The sequence below is a fragment of the Providencia sp. PROV119 genome (assembly GCF_028482435.1).
GTDB classification, from domain to species: Bacteria; Pseudomonadota; Gammaproteobacteria; order Enterobacterales; family Enterobacteriaceae; genus Providencia; species Providencia stuartii.
On the sequence record NZ_JAMPQL010000001.1, the window covers coordinates 36,130 to 56,455 of the forward strand.

Here is a 20,326-nt window from a genome sequence, read left to right on the forward strand (position 1 = left end):
CCTCCTTATCAGCCAACAACCAAGTTTAGTAATTTACCTGGTACATAAATTACTTTACGAATAGTAACGCCTTCGAGGTATTTCGAGACGCTATACTCTTTTGTTGCCATATCTAACACAAAGTCTTGCACTGCATCAGCAGGTACAGTGATACGACCACGCACTTTACCATTAACTTGGATAACGACTAATTTAGTGTCATCAACCATGGCTTTTTCGTCAGCGACAGGCCAGCTTGCAAAATCGACATCATCGGTGTGACCTAATGCTTTCCACATTTCGAAACATGCATGTGGAATAATAGGTGACAGCATCAAGGTGATCGCTTCAAGTGACTCTTGCATCAATGCACGATCTTGTTCGGTCTCTTGTGGTGCACGAACTAATTTGTTCATGAACTCCATGATAGCGGCAATCGCAGTGTTAAACGCATAGCGACGGTCAAAATCATCGGTCACTTTAGCAATGGTTTTATGTAAGTCGCGACGTAAGTCTTTCTGCTCTGTCGTTAATGTGCTGACATCAAGCGGCTGAGTTGCCCCTTTTTGTGAGTGCTCATGAACGATACGCCATACACGACGGACAAAACGGTTTGCCCCTTCGACGCTAGACTCTTGCCATTCAAGGGTTAGCTCTGGTGGTGCCGCAAACATCATAAATAGGCGCACGGTATCGGCACCGTATTTTTCAACCATCAATTGTGGGTCAATACCATTGTTTTTCGACTTAGACATTTTGCTCATGCCAGTATAAACCAGCTCATGTCCTTCGGTATCAACGGCTTTGATAATACGGTTTTTGTCGTCGCGCTCTACAGTGACATCACTTGGCGAAACCCAAACACGCTGACCATCACTGCCGGTATAGTAGAAGGCATCTGCCAGTACCATACCTTGACATAATAGGCGTTTTGCTGGTTCATCTGAGTTGACTAGGCCTGCATCACGCATCAATTTGTGGAAGAAACGGAAATACATTAAGTGCATGATGGCGTGTTCAATACCACCAATGTATTGGTCCACTGGTAACCAGTAATTCGCAGCAGCCGGATCCAACATGCCTTCATCAAATTGTGGGCAAGTGTAACGAGCATAGTACCAAGATGACTCCATAAAGGTGTCAAAGGTATCGGTTTCACGTAAAGCTGGCTGACCATTGATGGTGGTTTTCGCCCATTCTGGATCCGCTTTAATTGGGCTGGTGATACCGTCCATTTCGACATCTTCTGGCAAAATCACTGGCAGTTGATCTTCAGGAACAGGAACAACTGTGCCATCTTCTAATGTTGCCATTGGAATTGGTGCGCCCCAGTAGCGTTGGCGAGAAACACCCCAGTCACGTAAACGGTAGTTCACTTTACGTTGACCCACGCCGATAGCGACTAATTTGTCTGCGATAGCATTGAAGCCAGCGGTATTATCTAAGCCGCTAAATTCGCCTGAGTTGATCAGTGCAAATTTTTCAGTCATCGCTTCTTGAGAAATATCAGGCTCATTGCCTTCAGCGTCGGCAATAACCACTTTTAGTGGCAGGTTATATTTATGGGCAAACTCCCAGTCACGTTGGTCGTGAGCAGGTACAGCCATCACCGCACCGGTGCCATATTCCATCAACACAAAGTTGGCTACCCAGATAGGTAATTTTTCTTGGGTGAGTGGATGAATAACATAAAGGCCAGTTGGCATCCCTTTTTTATCCATGGTCGCCATATCAGCTTCGGCTGTTTTGGTATTACGGCATTCATCGATAAAGTTGGCTAATTCGGCATTTTTTTCTGCGGCTTCGAGTGCTAATGGGTGACCCGCAGCAACCGCCACATAAGTTGCACCCATGAAAGTATCAGGGCGAGTGGTATATACGGTTAATTTGTCATCACGATCGGCAACGTTAAAGGTGATTTCGACACCCTCAGAGCGCCCAATCCAGTTACGTTGCATGGTTTTGACTTGCTCAGGCCAATCATCAAGCTTATCAAGATCGTTTAGCAACTCTTCAGCATAATCGGTGATTTTAATAAACCATTGAGGAATTTCTTTACGCTCGACGGGCGTATCACAGCGCCAGCAGCAGCCATCGATAACCTGTTCATTGGCGAGTACGGTTAAATCATGTGGACACCAGTTTACAGCAGAGGTTTTTTTGTAGACTAAGCCTTTTTCATAGAGCTTAGTAAAGAACCATTGTTCCCAACGATAGTATTCAGGCGTACAAGTGGTAACTTCGCGATCCCAATCGTAGCCAAAGCCCAGCATTTTTAACTGGCCTTTCATGTAATCGATATTGGCATAGGTCCATGGTGCAGGTGCTGTTTTATTTTTGACAGCCGCGCCTTCAGCAGGTAAGCCAAACGCATCCCAACCGATTGGTTGTAAAACGTTTTTACCTAATAGGCGTTGATAACGGGAGATCACATCACCCATAGTGTAGTTGCGCACATGGCCCATGTGTAGTCGACCAGAAGGGTAAGGTAGCATGGACAGGCAGTAGTATTTCTCTTTGCTGTTGTCTTCTGTCACTTTAAATGTGGCTTTTTCATCCCAGTGACGCTGTACTTTTGGCTCTATATCTTCTGGACGATATTGTTCTTGCATGGCACCGATAATCCTATGGTGAATAAATGCTACTCAGTAGCGTTAATGTCTTTCTATAAGTTAGATCCGCATAGCATAGCGGATCCTACCCTAAAACAACAATAGTTGATTAGCTGAACCGACGGGGAAAGCTGGATATTGTTTTTGGGGGGCGGTGTCAGAATATTTTATTCCGATGAGCATCAAACTTAACTAAAAAACAGTAAGATTGGTAGTGTTTCACGCAAAAAAACTCAAAAAGCCAGCAAATATTGGGCAATACATAGGGAGGGGTATTTATTCACTCTATTTTATTAGCACTAAAGTGCAAAGATCCCCTAGAAACATAAAAAAGCATCAATAAATTATATCAATTAACAAAACCTATTTGAGTTGTTTGAGTACCTTAATCCACTGATTTCATTTTTGCCTATGCTATTAGGGAGGGCGTTGTGATTGAAAAACAAGTTCAGAGCCATTGTGGTACAGTGAAATTTAAGGTTGCGTTGACTGATAGATATAACACAGCAAGAAGATGTCACTGCCCTTTTTGCCGAATGCGTGGGGCAATCGTAATCTTTGCGCCCTTGTCAGAGACACTATTTTAGAAGGAAAAGATAAACTAACGGAATATCGTTTTAACACAAAGCAAGCCGCCCTCTTTTTATTCAATCTGCGGAATTTATACTTTTCATCAAAGACGCTCAACCCCACAAGAGTATGGAGTAAAGGTTGCTTGCATTGAAGGTGTCTCTCCCTTTGATTTTGCATCGGTCAATGTGATGGATGGAAGACATCTTCCGAAAGAGAGGGAGGTGTTGTTGGTCAACTTATTTATAAAAGTAAACATTGAACGCTAATGTTTATAATGTTTTATACCAAAATAATGCGACTTCATGGGCATTTTCCGTGCATAAATAGAGCGCTTTATCATAACCATGAATGCGAAAACCGTGTTTGTGATAGAACTTAGCGGCTGTGGTATTCGTAGATTGAGATTCTAATCTGATGTGATGTAAACCATTGTCGGTTGCCCAAGCTTCAATTTTTTCTAGTAATTGTTTGGCGATACCTTTACCTCTATATGGCTCATCGATGGCCAATTCATCAAGTTGAGCCATTCCATTCCAGCAAAGACTTGCACAGGCATAGCCAACCGTTTTATCCCCCAATTTCGCAACATATAAAACACCTAAACTTTCTTGTTCATTCAACCACTGCTCTGGAGAGAAATGATAATCCTTTAGGTAGGGCTTAATCGCTTTTTTCCTGTTTATATCGTCATAGGGATGGAGTAACTCATCGGTTATCATCACATTAAAATTACAGGCAGAAACATCCAGAATAGTATCGTCTTGTAAAGGGATAATTGTTATTTGTTGATCATTTTTCATCATGAGGCTTAGATTATTAGATTGATATTAATTAGGTTTTTAATCTATATCTGTATGTATTGTCGGGCAACAAATATTTAGATAAAACAAAATAGAAAGGTATAAGAGTGTCGTGCAGGGGGGAAGCCATAGAGAGGTAGTCTCTCCCTATGGCTTGCAATAATTAATGCAGTATTTTCGCGAGGAAATCTTTAGCTCTATCAGATTGCGGATTAGCAAAAAAGTCTTCTTTTTTACTGTCTTCAACAATCTTTCCTTCATCCATAAAAATCACACGGTTAGCGACTTTCTTAGCGAAACCCATTTCGTGGGTAACGACCATCATAGTCATACCCTCGTTTGCTAATTCGACCATAACATCAAGCACTTCATTGATCATTTCAGGGTCAAGTGCTGATGTTGGCTCGTCAAATAACATTGCAACGGGATCCATACACAAGGCTCGAGCAATTGCCACACGCTGCTGCTGCCCACCCGAAAGCTGGGAAGGAAACTTATTTGCATGGCTTGCTAGCCCAACGCGTTCGAGTAATTTCAACCCTTTTGCTTCAGCCTCTTTTTTATTTCTATTTAGCACCTTTACTTGGGCCAGTGTTAAATTTTCTATAATAGAAAGATGCGGGAATAGCTCAAAGTGTTGGAATACCATGCCAACTTTAGAGCGAAGTTTTGCCAAATCAGTTTTTTTATCATTGACTTGGATACCATTTACAAAAATTTCACCCTGTTGAACTGGCTCAAGGCCATTCACTGTTTTTATTAATGTGGATTTACCAGAGCCTGATGGTCCACAGACAACCACGACTTCGCCTTTTTTGACTTCAGTTGTACAGTCTGTGAGTACCTGAAACTGGCCATACCATTTAGAGATATTTTTCAGGGTAATCATGTAACAGTCCTTTTCTTAAGATAATTCACCAGCATTGAAGCGCCGAAACTGATAATAAAGTACACGAAACCTGCAAACAATATCATTTCTACTTGTGTACCATCACGCTCACCAATATTGGTTGCCGTACGGAAGAAATCCGTCAAACTCAGTACATAAACTAATGATGAATCCTGAAATAGCACAATGCCTTGTGTTAATAACAGAGGGATCATCGCTTTAAAGGCTTGAGGCAAGATGACTAACCTCATTGTTTGCATATGCGTCATGCCCAGTGCAAGTGCGGCAGATGCTTGGCCTCGTGAAATACTCTGAATACCTGCTCGAATAATCTCAGAGTAGTAGGCGGCTTCAAAAAGCGAGAAGGCTACCATTGCTGAAATTAAACGGATATCACTTTTTGGTGATATGCCTAGAACATTTTGGACTAAGTTAGGCACAATCAGATAGAACCACAACAATACCATGACTAATGGGATAGAGCGGAACGTATTTACGTACAGTGCAGCGAACCAACTGATAGGTTTAAAAGTAGATAGACGCATCACGGCGAGAACCGTTCCCCACAATATCCCCACGACAATAGCCGTAATGGTAATTTTAGCGGTGACGACTAACCCATCAAGAAGAAATGGCCAACTTGGGGCGATGGAGCTCCAATCAAATTCATAGAACATATTATCGCCCTCCTAATGTGCCGGGTAAGCGAACTTTACGTTCTAACAAATTCATTAACAGCATAATGATCAAATTGATGCCGACATAGGCAAGCGTGATCGCAGTGAATGATTCCCAAGCATGGGCAGAATAATCAAGCAACTTACCTGCTTGGGCTGCCATATCAACGAGGCCGATAGTGGAAGCTATCGCCGAGTTTTTCACTAAGTTAAGCATCTCGGATGTCATTGGTGGCAAAATGACACGATACGCATTGGGTAAAAGCACATAGCGATAAGTTTGTGGCAAGGTCAGCCCCATAGCGAGACCAGCGTTTTTTTGCCCTCTTGGTAATGATTGTATTGCCGCTCTTACCTGTTCAGTCATACGGGCGGCGGTAAATAAACCAAGGCACAGTGTTGAAGAGATAAAAAATTGATAGTTAGGATCTAAGTCCATTTTGAACCAGTCGCCGATAGAACGGGGTAACAGCTCTGGGATCACTAAATACCAAGTAAAAAATTGAACAATTAAAGGGACATTACGAAATAGCTCGACATAAACGGTTCCTATCATCGCTAAAAAGCGATTAGGCACGGTACGTAAAATACCAAAGAACGAGCCGACCAGAAAAGCAATGATCCAAGCACAGATAGAAAGTGCGACAGTGACTTCTAAGCCAGATAATAACCAACCTAAATAGGTGGTATTCCCAAATGGGGCTTCCTGTAGGAAAATCCCCCAATTCCAATTGATTGACATAATTCTACTTCCTGTGGGCAATTTAGATTGACCCTACTACTGGTGAGAAAGTGCAAGGCGGGGAACGACCGCCTTGCAAATCCCACTTCAGTAACACCCTGTTTGTCTTTTTATTTAGTTAAGTGCTTTGTCATTAGGTGATTTGAACAACTCTTTCATTTCATCTGATAACGTGAATTTCAAGTTAAGATTTTTTGGTGGGATAGGTTGGTTAAACCAACGGTCAAATGATTTCTCAGCCGTACCAGAAGTTTGTGCCTTCGCGATAGTTTCATCGACTAACGCCTTAAACTGAGGATCATCTTTGCGTAGCATACAGCCATAAGCTTCTTCTGTTTGCGGTTTGCCTACAATCTCCCAAATATCTGGTTTTTTCGCTTTTGCACGTTCACCTGCTAACAACGCATCATCCATCATAAAGGCGACAGCGCGGCCAGATTCAAGGGTACGGAATGAGTCACCATGATCTTTTGCACTGATAATGCGCATTTTCATATTTTTTTCGTCGTTAAGTTTATTGAGCAAAATTTCAGACGTTGTTCCAGAGGTAACAACGACGTTTTTACCCGCGAGGTCGGCGAAGTCTTTGACTCCAGAGTCATTTTTAGTAAGTAGACGAGTACCTACTACGAAAATCGTATTTGAAAACGCAGCTTGTTTTTGTCTTTCTAAGTTATTGGTCGTTGAACCACACTCAAAATCATAGGTACCATTTTGTAATAGCGGTATACGGTTTTGTGATGTAATAGGGATAAGCTTAACTTCGAGATTAGGTTTGTTGAGTTTCTTTTTAACCGCATCAACGATTTCATTGGAGTAGTCTTGAGAGTAGCCGACCACTTTTTGGTTGTTGTCATAGTAAGAAAATGGAACGGATGACTCACGGTGGCCAACAACAATCACACCATTGTCGTTAATTTTTTTTAGAGTACCTGTTAGTTCTTCTGCTTGAACGGCACAAGTTGCTCCTAGCACCATCATCGATAATACAATCTTGCTCATACGCATATTTACAGCTCCTTTCTAAGATCGGAGATTTATCTCGTTTGTTGTGCTTGCTGATGTTTCGTGGATGCTATCAATACCACGATCACCTGCTGTATGTTTTAATATTGTTAAAAATTAAAGAAAAATGTTAAACAATGAAAATGAATTGTTTCAAAATCGGGAGCTATCTCGCATATTATTTGGGCAGTTCCTAATTTGTTGCACTATTACTGGGAAAACTTTCCTAAAAAGGGTATTTATGCACCACTAGTGTGAAAAATAATCTCATTTTCCTGTTGCTAGTGGGTATAATGCATCTTGTATGCCAATTTTTATCTTTAGGGGTGTAAATAGGATTGGGTTTGTAAAGTTAGCTCATGCTACTTGTACCGAGTCGTTTGCTGTGTAAGATGTAACCTTGATTAAATTGGTTAAATTTAAATATTGAATTAACTTATCATTATTTAACAGTGTGATTTCAGGACGAAGAAATAGAGACACGCATGAACAGGCAACTCAAATTAGGCAAAGGATTAGTAGTACTCGCCTGTCTGATGGTTTTACTTTGTATTAATCAAAGAGCCGTTGGAGAGCGTCTTTTCGCCCATTTTTCGCCTCAAGACCCTGTCGTGCAAATGCAATCCAATGGTCAGTCTATGGTGTTTAAAACGGCTGTTTCGAGTGAAAAAAGCGCGCAATTGTCTTCTTGTGAATTGAGTGCTAAATCACTACTGACATTAAGTCCTGCTGCTATTGAACCTCTCTTTTTTGTTTTCCTTTCTATCACTGCGTTAGGTATTTTTTACTCTCATTTATTTTCACGCAGAGCTAAGCGTGAGGATAAACATCCCCCACCAAGAGTTAGGCTCCATTTACAATATTGCAATCTTCGAGATTAGAACACCATCACGTTCAGCTTGTTGGTGTATTTTATTCTGGAGGAATTATGCGTTTTTTAATTAATGCGTTAATTATTTTATCTGCCTTATTTTCGGGAATGCTACAGGCAGCTGATACTGGCTGGCTAACAGATAAACATAATGACCATGCTCAAGTAAGATTGTTAAGTGCTTCCCAAAAAGATGGGAAGGTTGCTTTATTGTTGGATGTACAACTACAAGATGGTTGGAAAACCTATTGGCGTTCTCCAGGAGAAGGCGGTATTGCGCCGGAAATCAATTGGAAATCACCAGTAACAGATATGGATTGGCAGTGGCCAGCCCCTGGTCGTTTTGATGTTGCAGGTATTTCAACTCAAGGTTATATGGGAGACGTTGTTTTTCCTATCGTCGTTAATGCCGATGAAAAACTAGATAAACTTTCGGGAGTTTTAACACTTTCCACCTGTAGCAATGTCTGTATTTTAACGGATTATCCTTTCGAGCTCGATTTGACTGAACCTAAGCCTGAGAATTTTGAGTGGGCATTTAATCAAGCGATGGGGCGTATTCCTCCTACAGCGGGGCTAGTGCAAAACCATAATGTCGGGTTTGATGGTGACAAACTCGTTCTTGAATTACAAAAAGTGGCTGGCGAGCCGTGGAGCCAAAAAGCAGGGATTTTTACTGATACACCAGAAGGAACCACGCTAGGTGTGCCAATTATTCGTTTATCGGGTGACAAGCTAACGGCGACCGTTGCGGTGAGTGATGATTGGGGAGATAAAGCGCCAGACCTGACAGGAAAACCGTTCTCTTTTGTGGTGACGGATGGCGCGCTTTCACAACAGGTAACAGCGCAAATCACACCTTTTACTGGCGCTATCCAGCAGGATAATGCTGGTGGTGCGATACCTCTTTGGCAGATTTTGGCCTTTGCGTTACTAGGTGGTTTGATTTTAAACCTTATGCCTTGTGTTTTGCCGGTTCTCGCGATGAAGTTAGGCTCGGTCTTGATGGTACCGCAAGGGGAGCAGAAAACCATCCGTCGGCAATTTTTGCTTTCTTCTTCAGGGATCTTAGTCTCTTTCTGGCTATTAGCGTTATTAATGACCCTGTTGCGCGTTGGGCAACAAGCTGTTGGATGGGGGATCCAGTTCCAAAACCCATGGTTTATTGGGTTTATGGTATTAGTGACGGCATTATTTACGGCTAACCTATTTGGTTTGTTTGAGATCCATCTAGGAAGTAAAGCGAGCACTCGTTTAGCGACTGCGGGTGGCCAAGGTAACAGTGGGCATTTCTGGCAAGGTGTGTTTGCAACCTTATTGGCAACCCCTTGTTCTGCACCATTTTTGGGCACAGCAGTGGCGTTTGCACTAGCGGCTCCGATAGGAGAACTCTGGTTAGTCTTTACGGCACTGGGTATCGGAATGAGTTTACCGTGGCTATTAATCGCCGCTTTCCCTGCTATTTCTCGGCTGTTACCAAAACCTGGGGCTTGGATGAGTAAACTGAGAGTGGTTTTAGGTGTGATGATGCTATTGTCATGTCTATGGTTAATTAGCTTACTGATCCCTCATTTTGGTGAAATGGCTGCCTTAGCTATTGTGATCGTCTTTTTGCTTTTGCTGGTGGTTTTCATTGGCAAAAAATTCAGTTTACGCACTGCGGCAATTTCGTTTGTCCTGTTTGCATTATTAACAGGTGGCTTTGTTTGGGCAACGATGGAGCAAACGACAGGAAGTCGAACCCTTGTTCAGGATAATGTGGATTGGCAACCTCTGAGTGAGGAAGCGATTACACAGGCTCTGTCAGAAAATAAGCGAGTGTTTATTGATGTTACGGCAGATTGGTGTGTAACCTGTAAAGCAAATAAATATAATGTATTGCTAAGAGATGATGTTCAGCAACTCTTGAATGAACCAGATGTGGTCGCATTAAGAGGTGACTGGACTAAGCCATCACCAGAAATTACCGCATTTTTACAAAAACGTGGGCAGGTGGCTGTGCCATTTAATCAAATTTATGGCCCTAGGTTGGCTGAGGGTGAAATACTGTCAACGATACTTGATCGTGAAGTTTTATTATCAATTATGAATGAGGCCAAAGGAGCCGAAAAATGAAAAAAACAATTGTAGCTGTTCTGTTCTCGTCGCTAATGCTAGGTGCAACTGCTCATGCGGCTCCATTAACGTCTGACCAAGAAGCACAAGTGCGTAAGTTGGTACGTGATACCTTGGTTGAAAACCCTGAAATTTTAGAAGAAGCGATTGTTGCATTACAGGCTAAGCAAGGTGAAAAACAGCAAGCTCAAATGAAGGCAACGATTAAAGCCGAGCACGATAAGCTGTTTAATGATCCAGCAAGCCCACGACTGGGTGCCAAAGATGCAAAACTGGTGTTGGTTAACTTCACCGATTATAACTGCCCATTCTGTAAGCGTTTTGATCCACAGCTTGAAGAGATTGTGAAGAAATACCCTGATGTTGCTGTGGTGATAAAACCTCTGCCATTTAAAGGCAAAACATCGCTGGAGTCTTCTCAACTGGTTCTGACATTGTGGGAAAAAGATCCAAAAGCATTCCAAGCACTGCATCAAAAATTTATGCAAAAGCAAGGGATGTTAACTGAGGAAAACATCAAACAGGCGTTGAAAGCGACAGGTAATGAAAAATTAGTCGCTAACGATAAGAGCGAAGAAACTATTCGCACTAACATGATGTTAGCTGAAAAATTAGGGGTTAATGGTACACCTGCAACACTCATTGGTGAAGAAATGATCCCAGGGGCTGTAGATGCTCAACAATTAGAAATGATTGTTAAAGAGCAATTAGCAAAAGTGAAATAAGGTAAATATGGCTAGACTGAAAAAGTGGTCAAAAGAAATTATTGGGTTGGTGGTGATCTTGTTCGTCGTCTTTACCGTAATGGATTTTTGGCGTAAACCTGAAAGCCTAGCACCTATTTTGCTTGAGCCGCAATTACTTGCGACGGGTGAAACCGTATCATTAGCAGAGTTGAGTAAAGAACAACCTGTTTTAGTCTATTTTTGGGCGACATGGTGTGGGGTTTGCAAAATAACCTCTCCAACGGTAGCCGACTTAGCTAAGGCCAGTGTTCCCGTTGTTTCTGTGGCAATACGTTCTGGCAATAGTGAACGTCTGTTATCAGGGATGGAGAAAAAAGAGCTAAATTTCCCAGTAATCAATGATACACAAGGCTCGCTTGCGAATCAGGTTGGCATTAGTGCCACACCGACCTTTATGATCATCGATAACGGTAAAATGGTCAGTTTTACCAGTGGTTATACAAGCTATTGGGGAATAAAAACACGTATGTGGATGGCTTCTTTTTAGTTAATTTCTCGCTAGGCTATTTCAGGCCCTCTTGAAGATATGTTTCAAGGGGGCCTTTGTTTTACCCATCAGGGTTAAAATTCTAAATTACGAATAAAACGGTAATCAGCTGACTCAGGTTTCAGACGATATAAATTAGCTGGACGGCCTGTTTCTTGCCGTTTTTCCCCGGTATCAATCAGTAAATCAGCCTGCTCTAAGCGACGGCGAAAAGATTTTTTTTGCAATGTTTTGCCGATTAATACTTCATGCACATGTTGCAGCTCTGTCAAAGTAAAGACTTCAGGTAAGGCAAAGCCGGGAACAATAGAATAGAGTGATTTTTGTTTTAATCGCTCTCGTGCTTGCTGATAAAGCATCGAGTGGTCAAAGGCTAATGACATGTTTTCAATGTCGCTGATAGCGACCCATTTTGCTGATCCGACACTATCAATGTAGTGCTGACATGCCTGATAGGCGATAAGGGCTGTATAACAAACGGTGACAGACCAACCTCGTTTATCACGAAAATGGTTACCGACAGTACAAAGCTGTTCAATGTAGGGGGGAATGACGCCCGTTTTTTCTTTTAGCTTTCTCAAGATAGCTTGCTCAAGAGTGCTATCTTGCTCTTCATCGATAAACCCGCCAGGTAGCCCCCACATCCCTTTATCTGGATGATTTGCACGCTCAACAAGGAGAACCTTTAACGTCTCTTCATGGTAAGTAAATAGCACCGCATCTACCGTCACTAGTGGCGAAAGATATGCATTCCTATCGTATTTAGATAAATATTCTTGTTCATTCATGAGATGACAACCCACTAAGCTATTTTATGGTTAATAGGGCGATGATACGTTAAAAAAATATTTGTGTCATTAAGACACTTAATGCTTGACACCTTGGTGTCTATAAGACAATAATTAATTATTGTCACAAGGACACTAATGAGGTTAACTATGTTTAATATTAATTATTTCAAAGCAGACTCTTCGACTTTCATTATTAAATCCGTCAACGGAAAAGTGATTAAGCAAGGGAAGGGATTAAGTTTTTGGTATAACTCAGCAACAACATCTATTGCGGCACTACCATTAAATGCGCTTGAAGCGCCGTTTATTTTTAATTTACAAACGGCGGACTTTCAAAGCTTGCGTATTCAAGGGCAAATCTCATTTCGAATTAGCCAACCGGAAAAAACAGCAGAGGTATTGAATTATAACCTGACTCAAGATGGCAGCTCGTATGCGTCTGAGGACCCATTAAAATTAAGCGATAGGGTTGTGCGTAGTGCACAGACTTTAATTCAGGCAAAAATCCAACGCACTGCGATGCGTGATGCATTGTTGATAAGTCAAACATTGATCACAGAGGTCGCCAATCAGTTATCGATACATTCGGCGCTACAAGCATTAGGCATCGATATTCTTGATGTTTCGATTGCAGCCATTACACCATCACCTGAAACATTGAAAGCTCTTGAAGCAGAAGCGAGAGAATCGATTCTAAAAGAGGCCGATGATGCGATTTATGCGAGACGTAAGTTTTCTGTCGAACAAGAGCGTATGCTTAAGGAAGCCGAGCTGGAAACCGATTTATCCGTTCAAAATAAGCAGCAACAAATTGAAGAAGCACGTTTAGAAAATGAACGTCATTTATTGCGTGAACAGGCTGAAATTGAGCAGGAAAAGTTAGCCGCTCAAGTCAATGCCGAAGCTAAACGTAATGAGCTTGTGGCATTAAGCGTTGAAAACCAACGAATTCAATCGGATGCGGATGCTTACGCTATTGAGGTGAAAATGCGTGCTTATCGAGAACTGCCTGTCGAGAATTTAAAAGCGATGGCATTGGCAAAAATGGCACCGGAGCAGTTAATGGCTATGGCGTTTGAATCATTAGCGCTAAATGCAGGGAAAATTGGTGAGTTGAATATATCCCCCGATCTCTTTAGCCAAATATTTAAAAAAGGAGCTAAAGCATGAAAAGAGGAGAGGATGTCCGTTTTGTTTTAATTATGCGTAAAACGCGGTTACAGGCACTGATTGAACGTTTTAATACTTGGCCGCAAGCCAAATTTTATTTAGAGCATAATCATGTTGAGGTAAACGATTATCTTGAAGAGCACGATCACTATCAAAAACAATTAGTACAAGCAGAGGCGGTTCTGAAATCAATGGGGCGATTTCAATTGTTAGAACGTTCTTTACTGCCTAGCTACCAATTTACGGCTCGTGATATTGTGATTGTGATAGGACAAGACGGCTTAGTGGCAAATACATTGAAATATTTAAATGGTCAGCCTGTTATCGCAATTAATCCTGATCCTGCAAGATGGGATGGCAAATTATTACCTTTTGAAATAGGCCAACTGCGTGAAGTCGTTTTGAATACGTTAAAGGAAAAGATGCCAAGTAGAACGGTGACTTTTGCTCAGGCGACAACTAATGATGGGCAAACATTACTTGCGGTTAATGATCTATTTATTGGCCCTAAAACCCACACATCGGCACGCTATATTATGAGATGGAATGGGGAACAAGAATTTCAATCCTCCTCGGGGATCATTATTTCAACAGGCTTAGGGTCGACAGGGTGGTTTCAATCGATTTTAGCGGGTGCTCAAGCCGTTATGGGGGGAGCTCATCACCCGTTGTCACAAGGATTTTCTTGGCAAGAAAGGCGACTTCAATTTAGTGTTAGGGAGCCTTTTCCTAGTAAGACAACAGGAACTTCATTTGTTTTCGGTGCGATTGAGGAGAATTCACCGCTGCAACTTGAATCATTGATGCCAGAAAATGGCGTGATTTTTTCCGATGGCATTGAAGATGATTATTTAAATTTTAATGCAGGTTGCATCGCTTCTATTAGCGTTGCGGATGTACAAGGGCAATTGATTGGTTAAATGATAAAATTTAGGCGATGTAAAATAAAATCCCAGTCGTGTGCAATTAATGCAAAGACTGGGATTTTTGTTATTTATCTGAACTTGTTTTTGACCTGCGGCCTCGTGATATGGCTATCAGCATAAATATGATAACAACGCCCCACATTGGCCAATTACTCCAGCGTGCATAAGGTGTTAACCCCGTTGTTGGGGTAATAGATGCAGATAGTGTAGCAGCGGTAAATTGAGGCAACTTAGCTTGGACGGTACCATCTGCTCGAATAATTGCGGTGACGCCATTGTTGGTAGCTCTAAGTAGTGGGCGACCAAGCTCCAGCGCTCTCATGCGCGCCATTTGGAAATGTTGCCATGGCCCAATCGACTTACCAAACCACGCATCGTTAGAAATGGTTAAGAGGTAATCGCTATTAGGTTGGAAATTATCGCGAACCTGTGTTCCAAGGATAATTTCATAGCAGATGGCGGCTGTTAGATGCATGTTGCCTACAGCAAGCTGAGCTTGTTGATAATCGCCCCGGCTAAATCCTGACATTGGCAAATTAAATAATGGTGCGATAGGGCGTAAAATATCCTCTAGCGGTACAAACTCACCAAAAGGCACTAAATGGTGCTTGTTATAGCGATTTTTTGATGGGTACAGATAGGGAGTTGTATCCCCTAATACAATGATGGTGTTATAAAACTGATAGTCACCGTCAATAGGACGGGCATCAACAATACCCGTGATCAGTTTGGTCTGGGATTCAGCTAATATTTTGTCCAGTGATTTTAGCCATGCTTGGTTATCTAATTCGACTGACGGCACTGCGGATTCAGGCCAAACAATTAAGGAAGCTTTGCCAATATAAGGGCTAGAAAGCTTGATATAAGTATCTTTGATTTTTTGTAAGTAGCTTGTTTCCCACTTCATGGATTGGGGAATATTGCCTTGTACAAGCGCCACTTCCGTAGTTTTTGACTCCAGAGGGGTATACCACTGATAGCTCTTGATGATTAAAGGGGCGAAAAGTAGTACGGCAGCGGCGACTAACGGCGTAATACGGCGACGTACCAACGCAAGCACGAGTAACCCACTAATACTAAATAATATTAGAGTTATCAGTTCTACACCAAAGATGGGGGCAAGGCCTTTCATTGGGCCATCAATTTGGCTGTAACCGAATTGAAGCCATGGGAAGCCTGTAAGAACCCAACCTCGTAAAAACTCGGTGAGCTGCCAAATGGCTGGAGCGGCAAAGACTAATCGCCATATTGTTGATTGGGGAAAGAATTTGCTGAGTAGATAACCAAATAACCCAGTGTAGAGGGAAAGGTAAGCTGCAAGCAGGATCACCAATAGGACATTAACAACCTCTGGCATTCCACCAAAGTCAGCAATGCTGACATACACCCAATTAACGCCCGAGCCAAATAGCCCAAAGCCCCATGCAAAAGCAATCGAAAAAGCTTGTTTAGGGGAGCGTTGTAGGGTCAGTAGTTGGAGAAATAGGATGGAAAGGAGAGCTGCAGGCCAGAGGTCAAATGGCGAAAAAGCCAGTGTACCACTGGCTCCGAAAATGAAAGCCAGTAGTAGTCTTAACCACTGACTTTGATAGTATAACGTTAAGTTCATTAACTCTTTTCTTCATCTAAGTTTGGTGCAGGCGCGCCATCTGGAATTTTTACGTGAAGTAAAATAATTCGGCGGCTATCCGACATGGCAACTTTAAATTGATAGCCATCTATAGTGATGGATTCACCTCGAGAGGGTAGATGACCAAAGGCTTGCATAACAAGGCCACCGACAGTATCCACTTCTTCGTCGCTAAAGTGAGTCTCAAACGCATCATTGAAGTCTTCAATTTGGGTTAAGGCTCTAACTGAGTAGGAGTGCTGACTTAGCTGACGAATATCGACATCATCTTCATCATCGTACTCATCTTCAATTTCGCCAACAATAAGCTCTAAAATATCTTCAATGGTAACAAGACCAGAGACACCGCCAAACTCATCAATGACAATAGCCATATGATAGCGTAGTGAACGGAACTCTTTTAACAACCGGTCGACCCGTTTGCTTTCAGGTACAACAACCGCTTGGCGCAACACTTTATCAATACTGAATGGCTCAGCGTCTGTACGCATAAATGGCAGCAAATCTTTTGCCATTAGTAGCCCTTCAATGTGATCTTTATCTTCGCTGATGACAGGGAAACGTGAGTGTGCGGATTCGATAATAACATCAAGGCACTCATCCAGAGTTTGATTACGTTTTAAGGTTACAATCTGGGAGCGCGGGATCATAATGTCACGTACCCGCTGATCGGCAATATCCATGACGCCTTCTAACATGTCACGGGTATCAGGATCGATAAGGTCGTTCTGCTCGGAATCACGGATCAGCTCGACCAAGTCACCACGGTTTTTAGGTTCAGCGTGGAAGAGTTGGTTTAATAGTGCAAAGAACCCTTTCTTAGGACCAGGGTTGTCACTACTCGAAGAGTTATCGTCGCTCATGGCGTTTTATTAATTATTCCTCAATTGATGATAATGGTTAATTTAGCTAAATAAGTCAATTGCTTAGGTTTTTAACTCTGCCAAATATATATTCAACGGCGTGAGATAACTATGGTATTTACTCCCAAAAAACGCGATTAGACTTATTCAGCTAATATTTAACATAAAAATAGACCGTGGGTCATTCTTTTTCTGCAAGATAAGGATCAGCATAGCCCAATTCAGCTAAAATTTCCGTTTCTAGGCTCTCCATTTCTTCTGCTTCATCGTCTTCGATATGATCATAACCAAGCAGATGCAGACAGCCATGTACAACCATGTGCGCCCAATGCTCCTCGGCACTTTTTTGCTGTTCGATGGCTTCCTGTTCAACCACTTGACGACAAATAATCAGATCGCCAAGTAGAGGTAATTCTACCTCTGGTGGCGCTTCAAAAGGAAAAGATAACACATTTGTTGGTTTATCTTTCCCCCGATAAGTCAGGTTTAAATGGTGACTTTCTTCTTCATCAACGATGCGGATTGTCACTTCACTTTGTGGTTGAAACTTAGGGAGTACGGCTTCTAACCAACGTTGAAACAGTGCTTCATCAGGTAGCCCTGTTGTTTCTTCGCAAGCGAGCTGTAAATCAAGAATGACTTCACTCATTTAATTATTTCCTGCTTTTCTAACGCTTTTTGCTGTTCTTTTTCTTCTCTAATTTGTTGACGGCGTTTGTTGTCTTGTTCTTCCCATTTTTCATAGGCAATAACAACTTTTGCGACAACAGGGTGACGAACAACGTCTTCGCTGTGGAAGAAATTAAAGCTAAGTTCATCAACATCAGAAAGCACTTCAATGGCATGACGTAGGCCTGATTTATTACCGCGAGGCAAGTCGACCTGAGTAATATCCCCCGTGATGACGGCTTTTGAATTAAAACCGATACGGGTCAGGAACATTTTCATCTGCTCAATGGTGGTGTTCTGGCTTTCATCTAAAATAATGAAAGCATCATTGAGGGTGCGACCGCGCATATAAGCCAGTGGTGCTACCTCAATAACATTACGTTCAATCAGTTTTTCAACTTTTTCGAACCCTAGCATTTCAAATAATGCGTCATACAGTGGGCGCAAATAAGGATCTACTTTTTGACTGAGGTCACCGGGTAAAAAGCCAAGTTTTTCCCCCGCTTCAACAGCAGGGCGAGTCAGCAAAATACGCCGTACTTCTTGGCGCTCTAAAGCATCTACGGCGGCTGCAACGGCAAGGTATGTTTTACCTGTACCCGCGGGGCCAATGCCAAACGTAATATCGTGATCTAAAATATTCGCTATATATTGCGCTTGGTTTGGTGTGCGAGGCTTGATAACACCACGTTTGGTCTTGATATTAACGGCTTTACCATAATCTGGAATACTATCGGCAGCCTGCTCTAATACGCGGCTTTCAGAGATAGCAAGGTGGATTTGCTCAGGGTCAATATCGGGGATCACACCGCGTATTGGAGCGGTATCAACATACAATTGGCGTAAGATTTTACTGGCCGCTTGGATATTGAGTGGTTTGCCTGATAGCTTGAAACGGTTATCACGACGATTAATTTCAATCGCAAGTCTACGCTCAAGTTGCTTGATATTATCATCAAATGGCCCGCAAAGGCTCATTAAGCGTTGGTTATCTGCGGGCTCTAGAAAGATTTCTTGTGTTGCGATTTGCAACGGTTTTTTATCGGTCACTGAGTATCCTATCGTTAGGGTTGGTAACTACCAACACCAAGCTCATCTTCTTTACGAGTACGTGCGATGACAGAAGCGGGTGATTCGTGAACGCGCAAGCCCATTTGGTCTTCTGTGCGGATCACTTTACCGCGTAGTGAATTGGCATAAACGTCAACGATCTCTACATCAACAAACTTGCCAATCATATCAGGTGAACCTTCAAAGTTCACAACACGGTTGCTCTCTGTACGACCTGAAAGCTCCATAACGTTTTTACGTGAAGGGCCTTCGACTAAAATACGTTGTACCGTACCTAACATAGCACGGCTGTAGCTCATTGCTTGTTGGTTTATGCGCTGTTGAAGGAGATAGAGACGCTGTTTCTTCTCATCTTCGCTCACGTCATCGGGTAGATCAGCGGCTGGTGTACCTGGGCGTGGTGAGTAGATAAAGCTAAAGCTCATATCGAAGTTCACATCAGCGATCAGTTTCATGGTTTTTTCAAAATCATCATTGGTTTCACCAGGGAAGCCAACAATAAAGTCAGAGCTAATGAGAATATCCGGACGTGCTTTACGTAATTTACGGATGATAGCCTTGTATTCAAGCGCGGTGTGTGCGCGTTTCATTAATGTCAAAATACGATCTGAACCGCTTTGCACTGGCAAATGTAGGAAGCTAACTAGCTCAGGCGTATCTTCATAGACTTCAATGATGTCATCAGTAAATTCAATTGGATGGCTAGTCGTGAAACGAATTCTGTCGATACCATCAATCGCGGCAACCAAACGAATTAATTCAGCAAAAGTACAGATTTCACCATCAAATGTTGCGCCACGATAAGCGTTAACGTTTTGACCCAATAGGTTTACTTCACGTACACCCTGCGCCGCTAATTGAGCAATTTCAAACAGGATATCATCACAAGGACGGCTAACTTCTTCACCGCGTGTATAAGGAACAACACAGAATGTGCAATATTTATTGCAGCCTTCCATGATGGAGACAAAAGCGGTAGGGCCTTCCGCGCGTGGTTCTGGCAGACGGTCAAATTTCTCAATTTCAGGGAAACTGATATCGATAACAGGGCTACGGCTTCCTTTAACCTGATTAATCATTTCAGGGAGACGGTGTAGCGTTTGTGGACCGAAAACAATATCGACGCTTGGTGCGCGCTGGCGGATAAAATCACCTTCTTGAGACGCAACACAGCCGCCGACACCAATAATGATATCAGGGTTGCTATCTTTGAACGATTTCCAGCGACCAAGCTGATGGAAAACTTTTTCCTGTGCTTTTTCACGGATTGAACACGTGTTCAGCAGCAGTAAATCTGCTTCTTCTGGAATCTCAGTGATCTGATAACCATGGGTGCTTTCTAATAATGAAGCCATTTTTGATGAGTCATACTCATTCATTTGGCAGCCCCATGTTTTAATATATAACTTTTTATTCGTCGACATGTCTATATCCGGTGTTTTCGAAGTGGCTTAGTATAATGGACTCCGAAACGCGTTGTATACCCGTTATACTTTGAGCATAGAGCCTTTATGCGTAGCTGCTCGAAATATAATGGATATAAATCCAAAGTCCTGTCCCGTTTTGGGAAGGCGCACGCATTTTTGATCATAAACATCACTCTATGATATGAAAAATGCCAAAATAGCCTGAGTTAGTACCCAAAGGCTATGTAATACGCGGTCTCAAAGACAGGTTATCGCCTATTTTTTTCAAGATTAACCTGTATTG

The 20,326-nt window shown here is 42.3% G+C and carries 18 protein-coding genes and 1 pseudogene; 7 read left to right on the plus strand and 12 right to left on the minus strand.

Translation table 11 applies throughout. The features are described from left to right. Positions 1 to 8 precede the first annotated feature (8 nt). Complete coding sequence (leuS, locus tag PSF11_RS00175; RefSeq protein ID WP_004917635.1) at positions 9 to 2,591, minus strand: leucine--tRNA ligase; 2,583 nt, start codon at positions 2,589 to 2,591, stop codon at positions 9 to 11. 431 nt (positions 2,592 to 3,022) lie between these two features. Here leuS and PSF11_RS00180 point away from each other — a divergent pair. Further along, positions 3,023 to 3,423, plus strand: a pseudogene (locus tag PSF11_RS00180) (GFA family protein). 10 nt (positions 3,424 to 3,433) lie between these two features. On the opposite strand, the gene PSF11_RS00185 reads toward PSF11_RS00180, so the two are convergent. The 5 genes from PSF11_RS00185 to PSF11_RS00205 form a co-directional block, all read right to left on the minus strand. Continuing rightward, positions 3,434 to 3,967 (minus strand): GNAT family N-acetyltransferase, encoded by a 534-nt coding sequence (locus PSF11_RS00185; RefSeq protein ID WP_072502899.1) that lies wholly within the window; start codon positions 3,965 to 3,967, stop codon positions 3,434 to 3,436. A 160-nt stretch (positions 3,968 to 4,127) separates the two neighbouring features. After that, the gene (locus PSF11_RS00190) at positions 4,128 to 4,853 is read right to left on the minus strand and encodes an amino acid ABC transporter ATP-binding protein (RefSeq protein WP_004917638.1); all 726 of its coding nucleotides are present in this window, start codon (positions 4,851 to 4,853) and stop codon (positions 4,128 to 4,130) included. After that, positions 4,850 to 5,530 carry a glutamate/aspartate ABC transporter permease GltK gene (gene gltK / locus PSF11_RS00195; protein ID WP_004917639.1) on the minus strand — a complete coding sequence of 227 codons (681 nt, stop codon included), beginning with the start codon at positions 5,528 to 5,530 and terminating at the stop codon, positions 4,850 to 4,852. Before gltK ends, PSF11_RS00190 begins: the two co-directional genes overlap by 4 nt. Position 5,531: 1 nt before the next feature. Next, positions 5,532 to 6,272: an amino acid ABC transporter permease gene (locus PSF11_RS00200; RefSeq protein ID WP_004917640.1), complete on the minus strand. Its 741-nt coding sequence runs from the start codon at positions 6,270 to 6,272 to the stop codon at positions 5,532 to 5,534. Between the two features lie 114 nt (positions 6,273 to 6,386). Next, entirely contained in the window at positions 6,387 to 7,280 is an 894-nt protein-coding gene (locus tag PSF11_RS00205; protein ID WP_014657717.1) for an amino acid ABC transporter substrate-binding protein, read from the minus strand. Positions 7,281 to 7,762: 482 nt separating this feature from the next. Between PSF11_RS00205 and PSF11_RS00210 the strand changes: the two genes are divergently transcribed. From PSF11_RS00210 to PSF11_RS00225, 4 genes are read left to right on the plus strand one after another with little or no spacing between them, the layout of a single operon-like run. Then, the gene (locus PSF11_RS00210) at positions 7,763 to 8,158 is read left to right on the plus strand and encodes a hypothetical protein (RefSeq protein ID WP_040132901.1); all 396 of its coding nucleotides are present in this window, start codon (positions 7,763 to 7,765) and stop codon (positions 8,156 to 8,158) included. 47 nt (positions 8,159 to 8,205) lie between these two features. After that, positions 8,206 to 10,263, plus strand: a complete 2,058-nt coding sequence (locus PSF11_RS00215) for a protein-disulfide reductase DsbD family protein (RefSeq protein WP_072502900.1) — start codon at positions 8,206 to 8,208, stop codon at positions 10,261 to 10,263. Next, positions 10,260 to 10,988, plus strand: coding sequence for a DsbA family protein (locus PSF11_RS00220; protein WP_004917644.1), 729 nt, complete (start codon positions 10,260 to 10,262; stop codon positions 10,986 to 10,988). The genes PSF11_RS00215 and PSF11_RS00220 overlap by 4 nt, the downstream gene beginning before the upstream one ends. 7 nt (positions 10,989 to 10,995) lie before the next feature. Then, a complete protein-coding gene (locus PSF11_RS00225; RefSeq protein WP_072502901.1) occupies positions 10,996 to 11,496 on the plus strand; it encodes a protein disulfide oxidoreductase in 501 nt (166 codons plus the stop codon). Between the two features lie 74 nt (positions 11,497 to 11,570). On the opposite strand, the gene PSF11_RS00230 is transcribed toward PSF11_RS00225, so the two are convergent. Further along, complete coding sequence (locus tag PSF11_RS00230; RefSeq protein ID WP_004917646.1) at positions 11,571 to 12,284, minus strand: NUDIX hydrolase; 714 nt, start codon at positions 12,282 to 12,284, stop codon at positions 11,571 to 11,573. 150 nt (positions 12,285 to 12,434) lie between these two features. On the opposite strand from PSF11_RS00230, the gene PSF11_RS00235 reads away from it, so the two are divergent. Together PSF11_RS00235 and PSF11_RS00240 are read left to right on the plus strand one after the other, a co-directional pair. Further along, positions 12,435 to 13,457 (plus strand): SPFH domain-containing protein, encoded by a 1,023-nt coding sequence (locus PSF11_RS00235; RefSeq protein ID WP_004917647.1) that lies wholly within the window; start codon positions 12,435 to 12,437, stop codon positions 13,455 to 13,457. Further along, positions 13,454 to 14,377 (plus strand): sugar kinase, encoded by a 924-nt coding sequence (locus tag PSF11_RS00240; protein ID WP_014657722.1) that lies wholly within the window; start codon positions 13,454 to 13,456, stop codon positions 14,375 to 14,377. Before PSF11_RS00235 ends, PSF11_RS00240 begins: the two co-directional genes overlap by 4 nt. A gap of 70 nt (positions 14,378 to 14,447) precedes the next feature. On the opposite strand, the gene lnt is transcribed toward PSF11_RS00240, so the two are convergent. From lnt to miaB, 5 genes are all read right to left on the minus strand, one after another. Further along, positions 14,448 to 15,992 (minus strand): apolipoprotein N-acyltransferase, encoded by a 1,545-nt coding sequence (gene lnt / locus PSF11_RS00245; RefSeq protein WP_004917650.1) that lies wholly within the window; start codon positions 15,990 to 15,992, stop codon positions 14,448 to 14,450. Further along, entirely contained in the window at positions 15,992 to 16,876 is an 885-nt protein-coding gene (gene corC / locus PSF11_RS00250; protein WP_014657724.1) for a CNNM family magnesium/cobalt transport protein CorC, read from the minus strand. Before corC ends, lnt begins: the two co-directional genes overlap by 1 nt. 181 nt (positions 16,877 to 17,057) lie before the next feature. After that, entirely contained in the window at positions 17,058 to 17,525 is a 468-nt protein-coding gene (ybeY, locus tag PSF11_RS00255) for an rRNA maturation RNase YbeY (RefSeq protein WP_004917654.1), read from the minus strand. Further along, positions 17,522 to 18,523, minus strand: coding sequence for a PhoH family protein (locus PSF11_RS00260; RefSeq protein WP_223854883.1), 1,002 nt, complete (start codon positions 18,521 to 18,523; stop codon positions 17,522 to 17,524). Before PSF11_RS00260 ends, ybeY begins: the two co-directional genes overlap by 4 nt. A gap of 86 nt (positions 18,524 to 18,609) precedes the next feature. Continuing rightward, on the minus strand, positions 18,610 to 20,040 hold the full coding sequence (gene miaB, locus PSF11_RS00265) for a tRNA (N6-isopentenyl adenosine(37)-C2)-methylthiotransferase MiaB (RefSeq protein WP_004917657.1): 1,431 nt from the start codon (positions 20,038 to 20,040) through the stop codon (positions 18,610 to 18,612). Positions 20,041 to 20,326: the final 286 nt, after the last annotated feature.

Bases quoted from the DNA above. Each gene is read 5' to 3' on its own strand.
- PSF11_RS00205 (WP_014657717.1), bottom strand. From the start codon at position 7,280: ATGCGTATGAGCAAGATTGTATTATCGATGATGGTGCTAGGAGCAACT.
- lnt (WP_004917650.1), bottom strand. From the start codon at position 15,992: ATGAACTTAACGTTATACTATCAAAGTCAGTGGTTAAGACTACTACTG.
- PSF11_RS00235 (WP_004917647.1), top strand. From the start codon at position 12,435: ATGTTTAATATTAATTATTTCAAAGCAGACTCTTCGACTTTCATTATT.
- gltK (WP_004917639.1), bottom strand. From the start codon at position 5,530: ATGTTCTATGAATTTGATTGGAGCTCCATCGCCCCAAGTTGGCCATTT.
- PSF11_RS00220 (WP_004917644.1), top strand. From the start codon at position 10,260: ATGAAAAAAACAATTGTAGCTGTTCTGTTCTCGTCGCTAATGCTAGGT.
- PSF11_RS00215 (WP_072502900.1), top strand. From the start codon at position 8,206: ATGCGTTTTTTAATTAATGCGTTAATTATTTTATCTGCCTTATTTTCG.
- PSF11_RS00200 (WP_004917640.1), bottom strand. From the start codon at position 6,272: ATGTCAATCAATTGGAATTGGGGGATTTTCCTACAGGAAGCCCCATTT.
- PSF11_RS00185 (WP_072502899.1), bottom strand. From the start codon at position 3,967: ATGATGAAAAATGATCAACAAATAACAATTATCCCTTTACAAGACGAT.
- PSF11_RS00240 (WP_014657722.1), top strand. From the start codon at position 13,454: ATGAAAAGAGGAGAGGATGTCCGTTTTGTTTTAATTATGCGTAAAACG.
- PSF11_RS00230 (WP_004917646.1), bottom strand. From the start codon at position 12,284: ATGAATGAACAAGAATATTTATCTAAATACGATAGGAATGCATATCTT.
- leuS (WP_004917635.1), bottom strand. From the start codon at position 2,591: ATGCAAGAACAATATCGTCCAGAAGATATAGAGCCAAAAGTACAGCGT.
- ybeY (WP_004917654.1), bottom strand. From the start codon at position 17,525: ATGAGTGAAGTCATTCTTGATTTACAGCTCGCTTGCGAAGAAACAACA.
- PSF11_RS00260 (WP_223854883.1), bottom strand. From the start codon at position 18,523: ATGAGCCTTTGCGGGCCATTTGATGATAATATCAAGCAACTTGAGCGT.
- PSF11_RS00225 (WP_072502901.1), top strand. From the start codon at position 10,996: ATGGCTAGACTGAAAAAGTGGTCAAAAGAAATTATTGGGTTGGTGGTG.
- corC (WP_014657724.1), bottom strand. From the start codon at position 16,876: ATGAGCGACGATAACTCTTCGAGTAGTGACAACCCTGGTCCTAAGAAA.
- miaB (WP_004917657.1), bottom strand. From the start codon at position 20,040: ATGTCGACGAATAAAAAGTTATATATTAAAACATGGGGCTGCCAAATG.
- PSF11_RS00190 (WP_004917638.1), bottom strand. From the start codon at position 4,853: ATGATTACCCTGAAAAATATCTCTAAATGGTATGGCCAGTTTCAGGTA.
- PSF11_RS00210 (WP_040132901.1), top strand. From the start codon at position 7,763: ATGAACAGGCAACTCAAATTAGGCAAAGGATTAGTAGTACTCGCCTGT.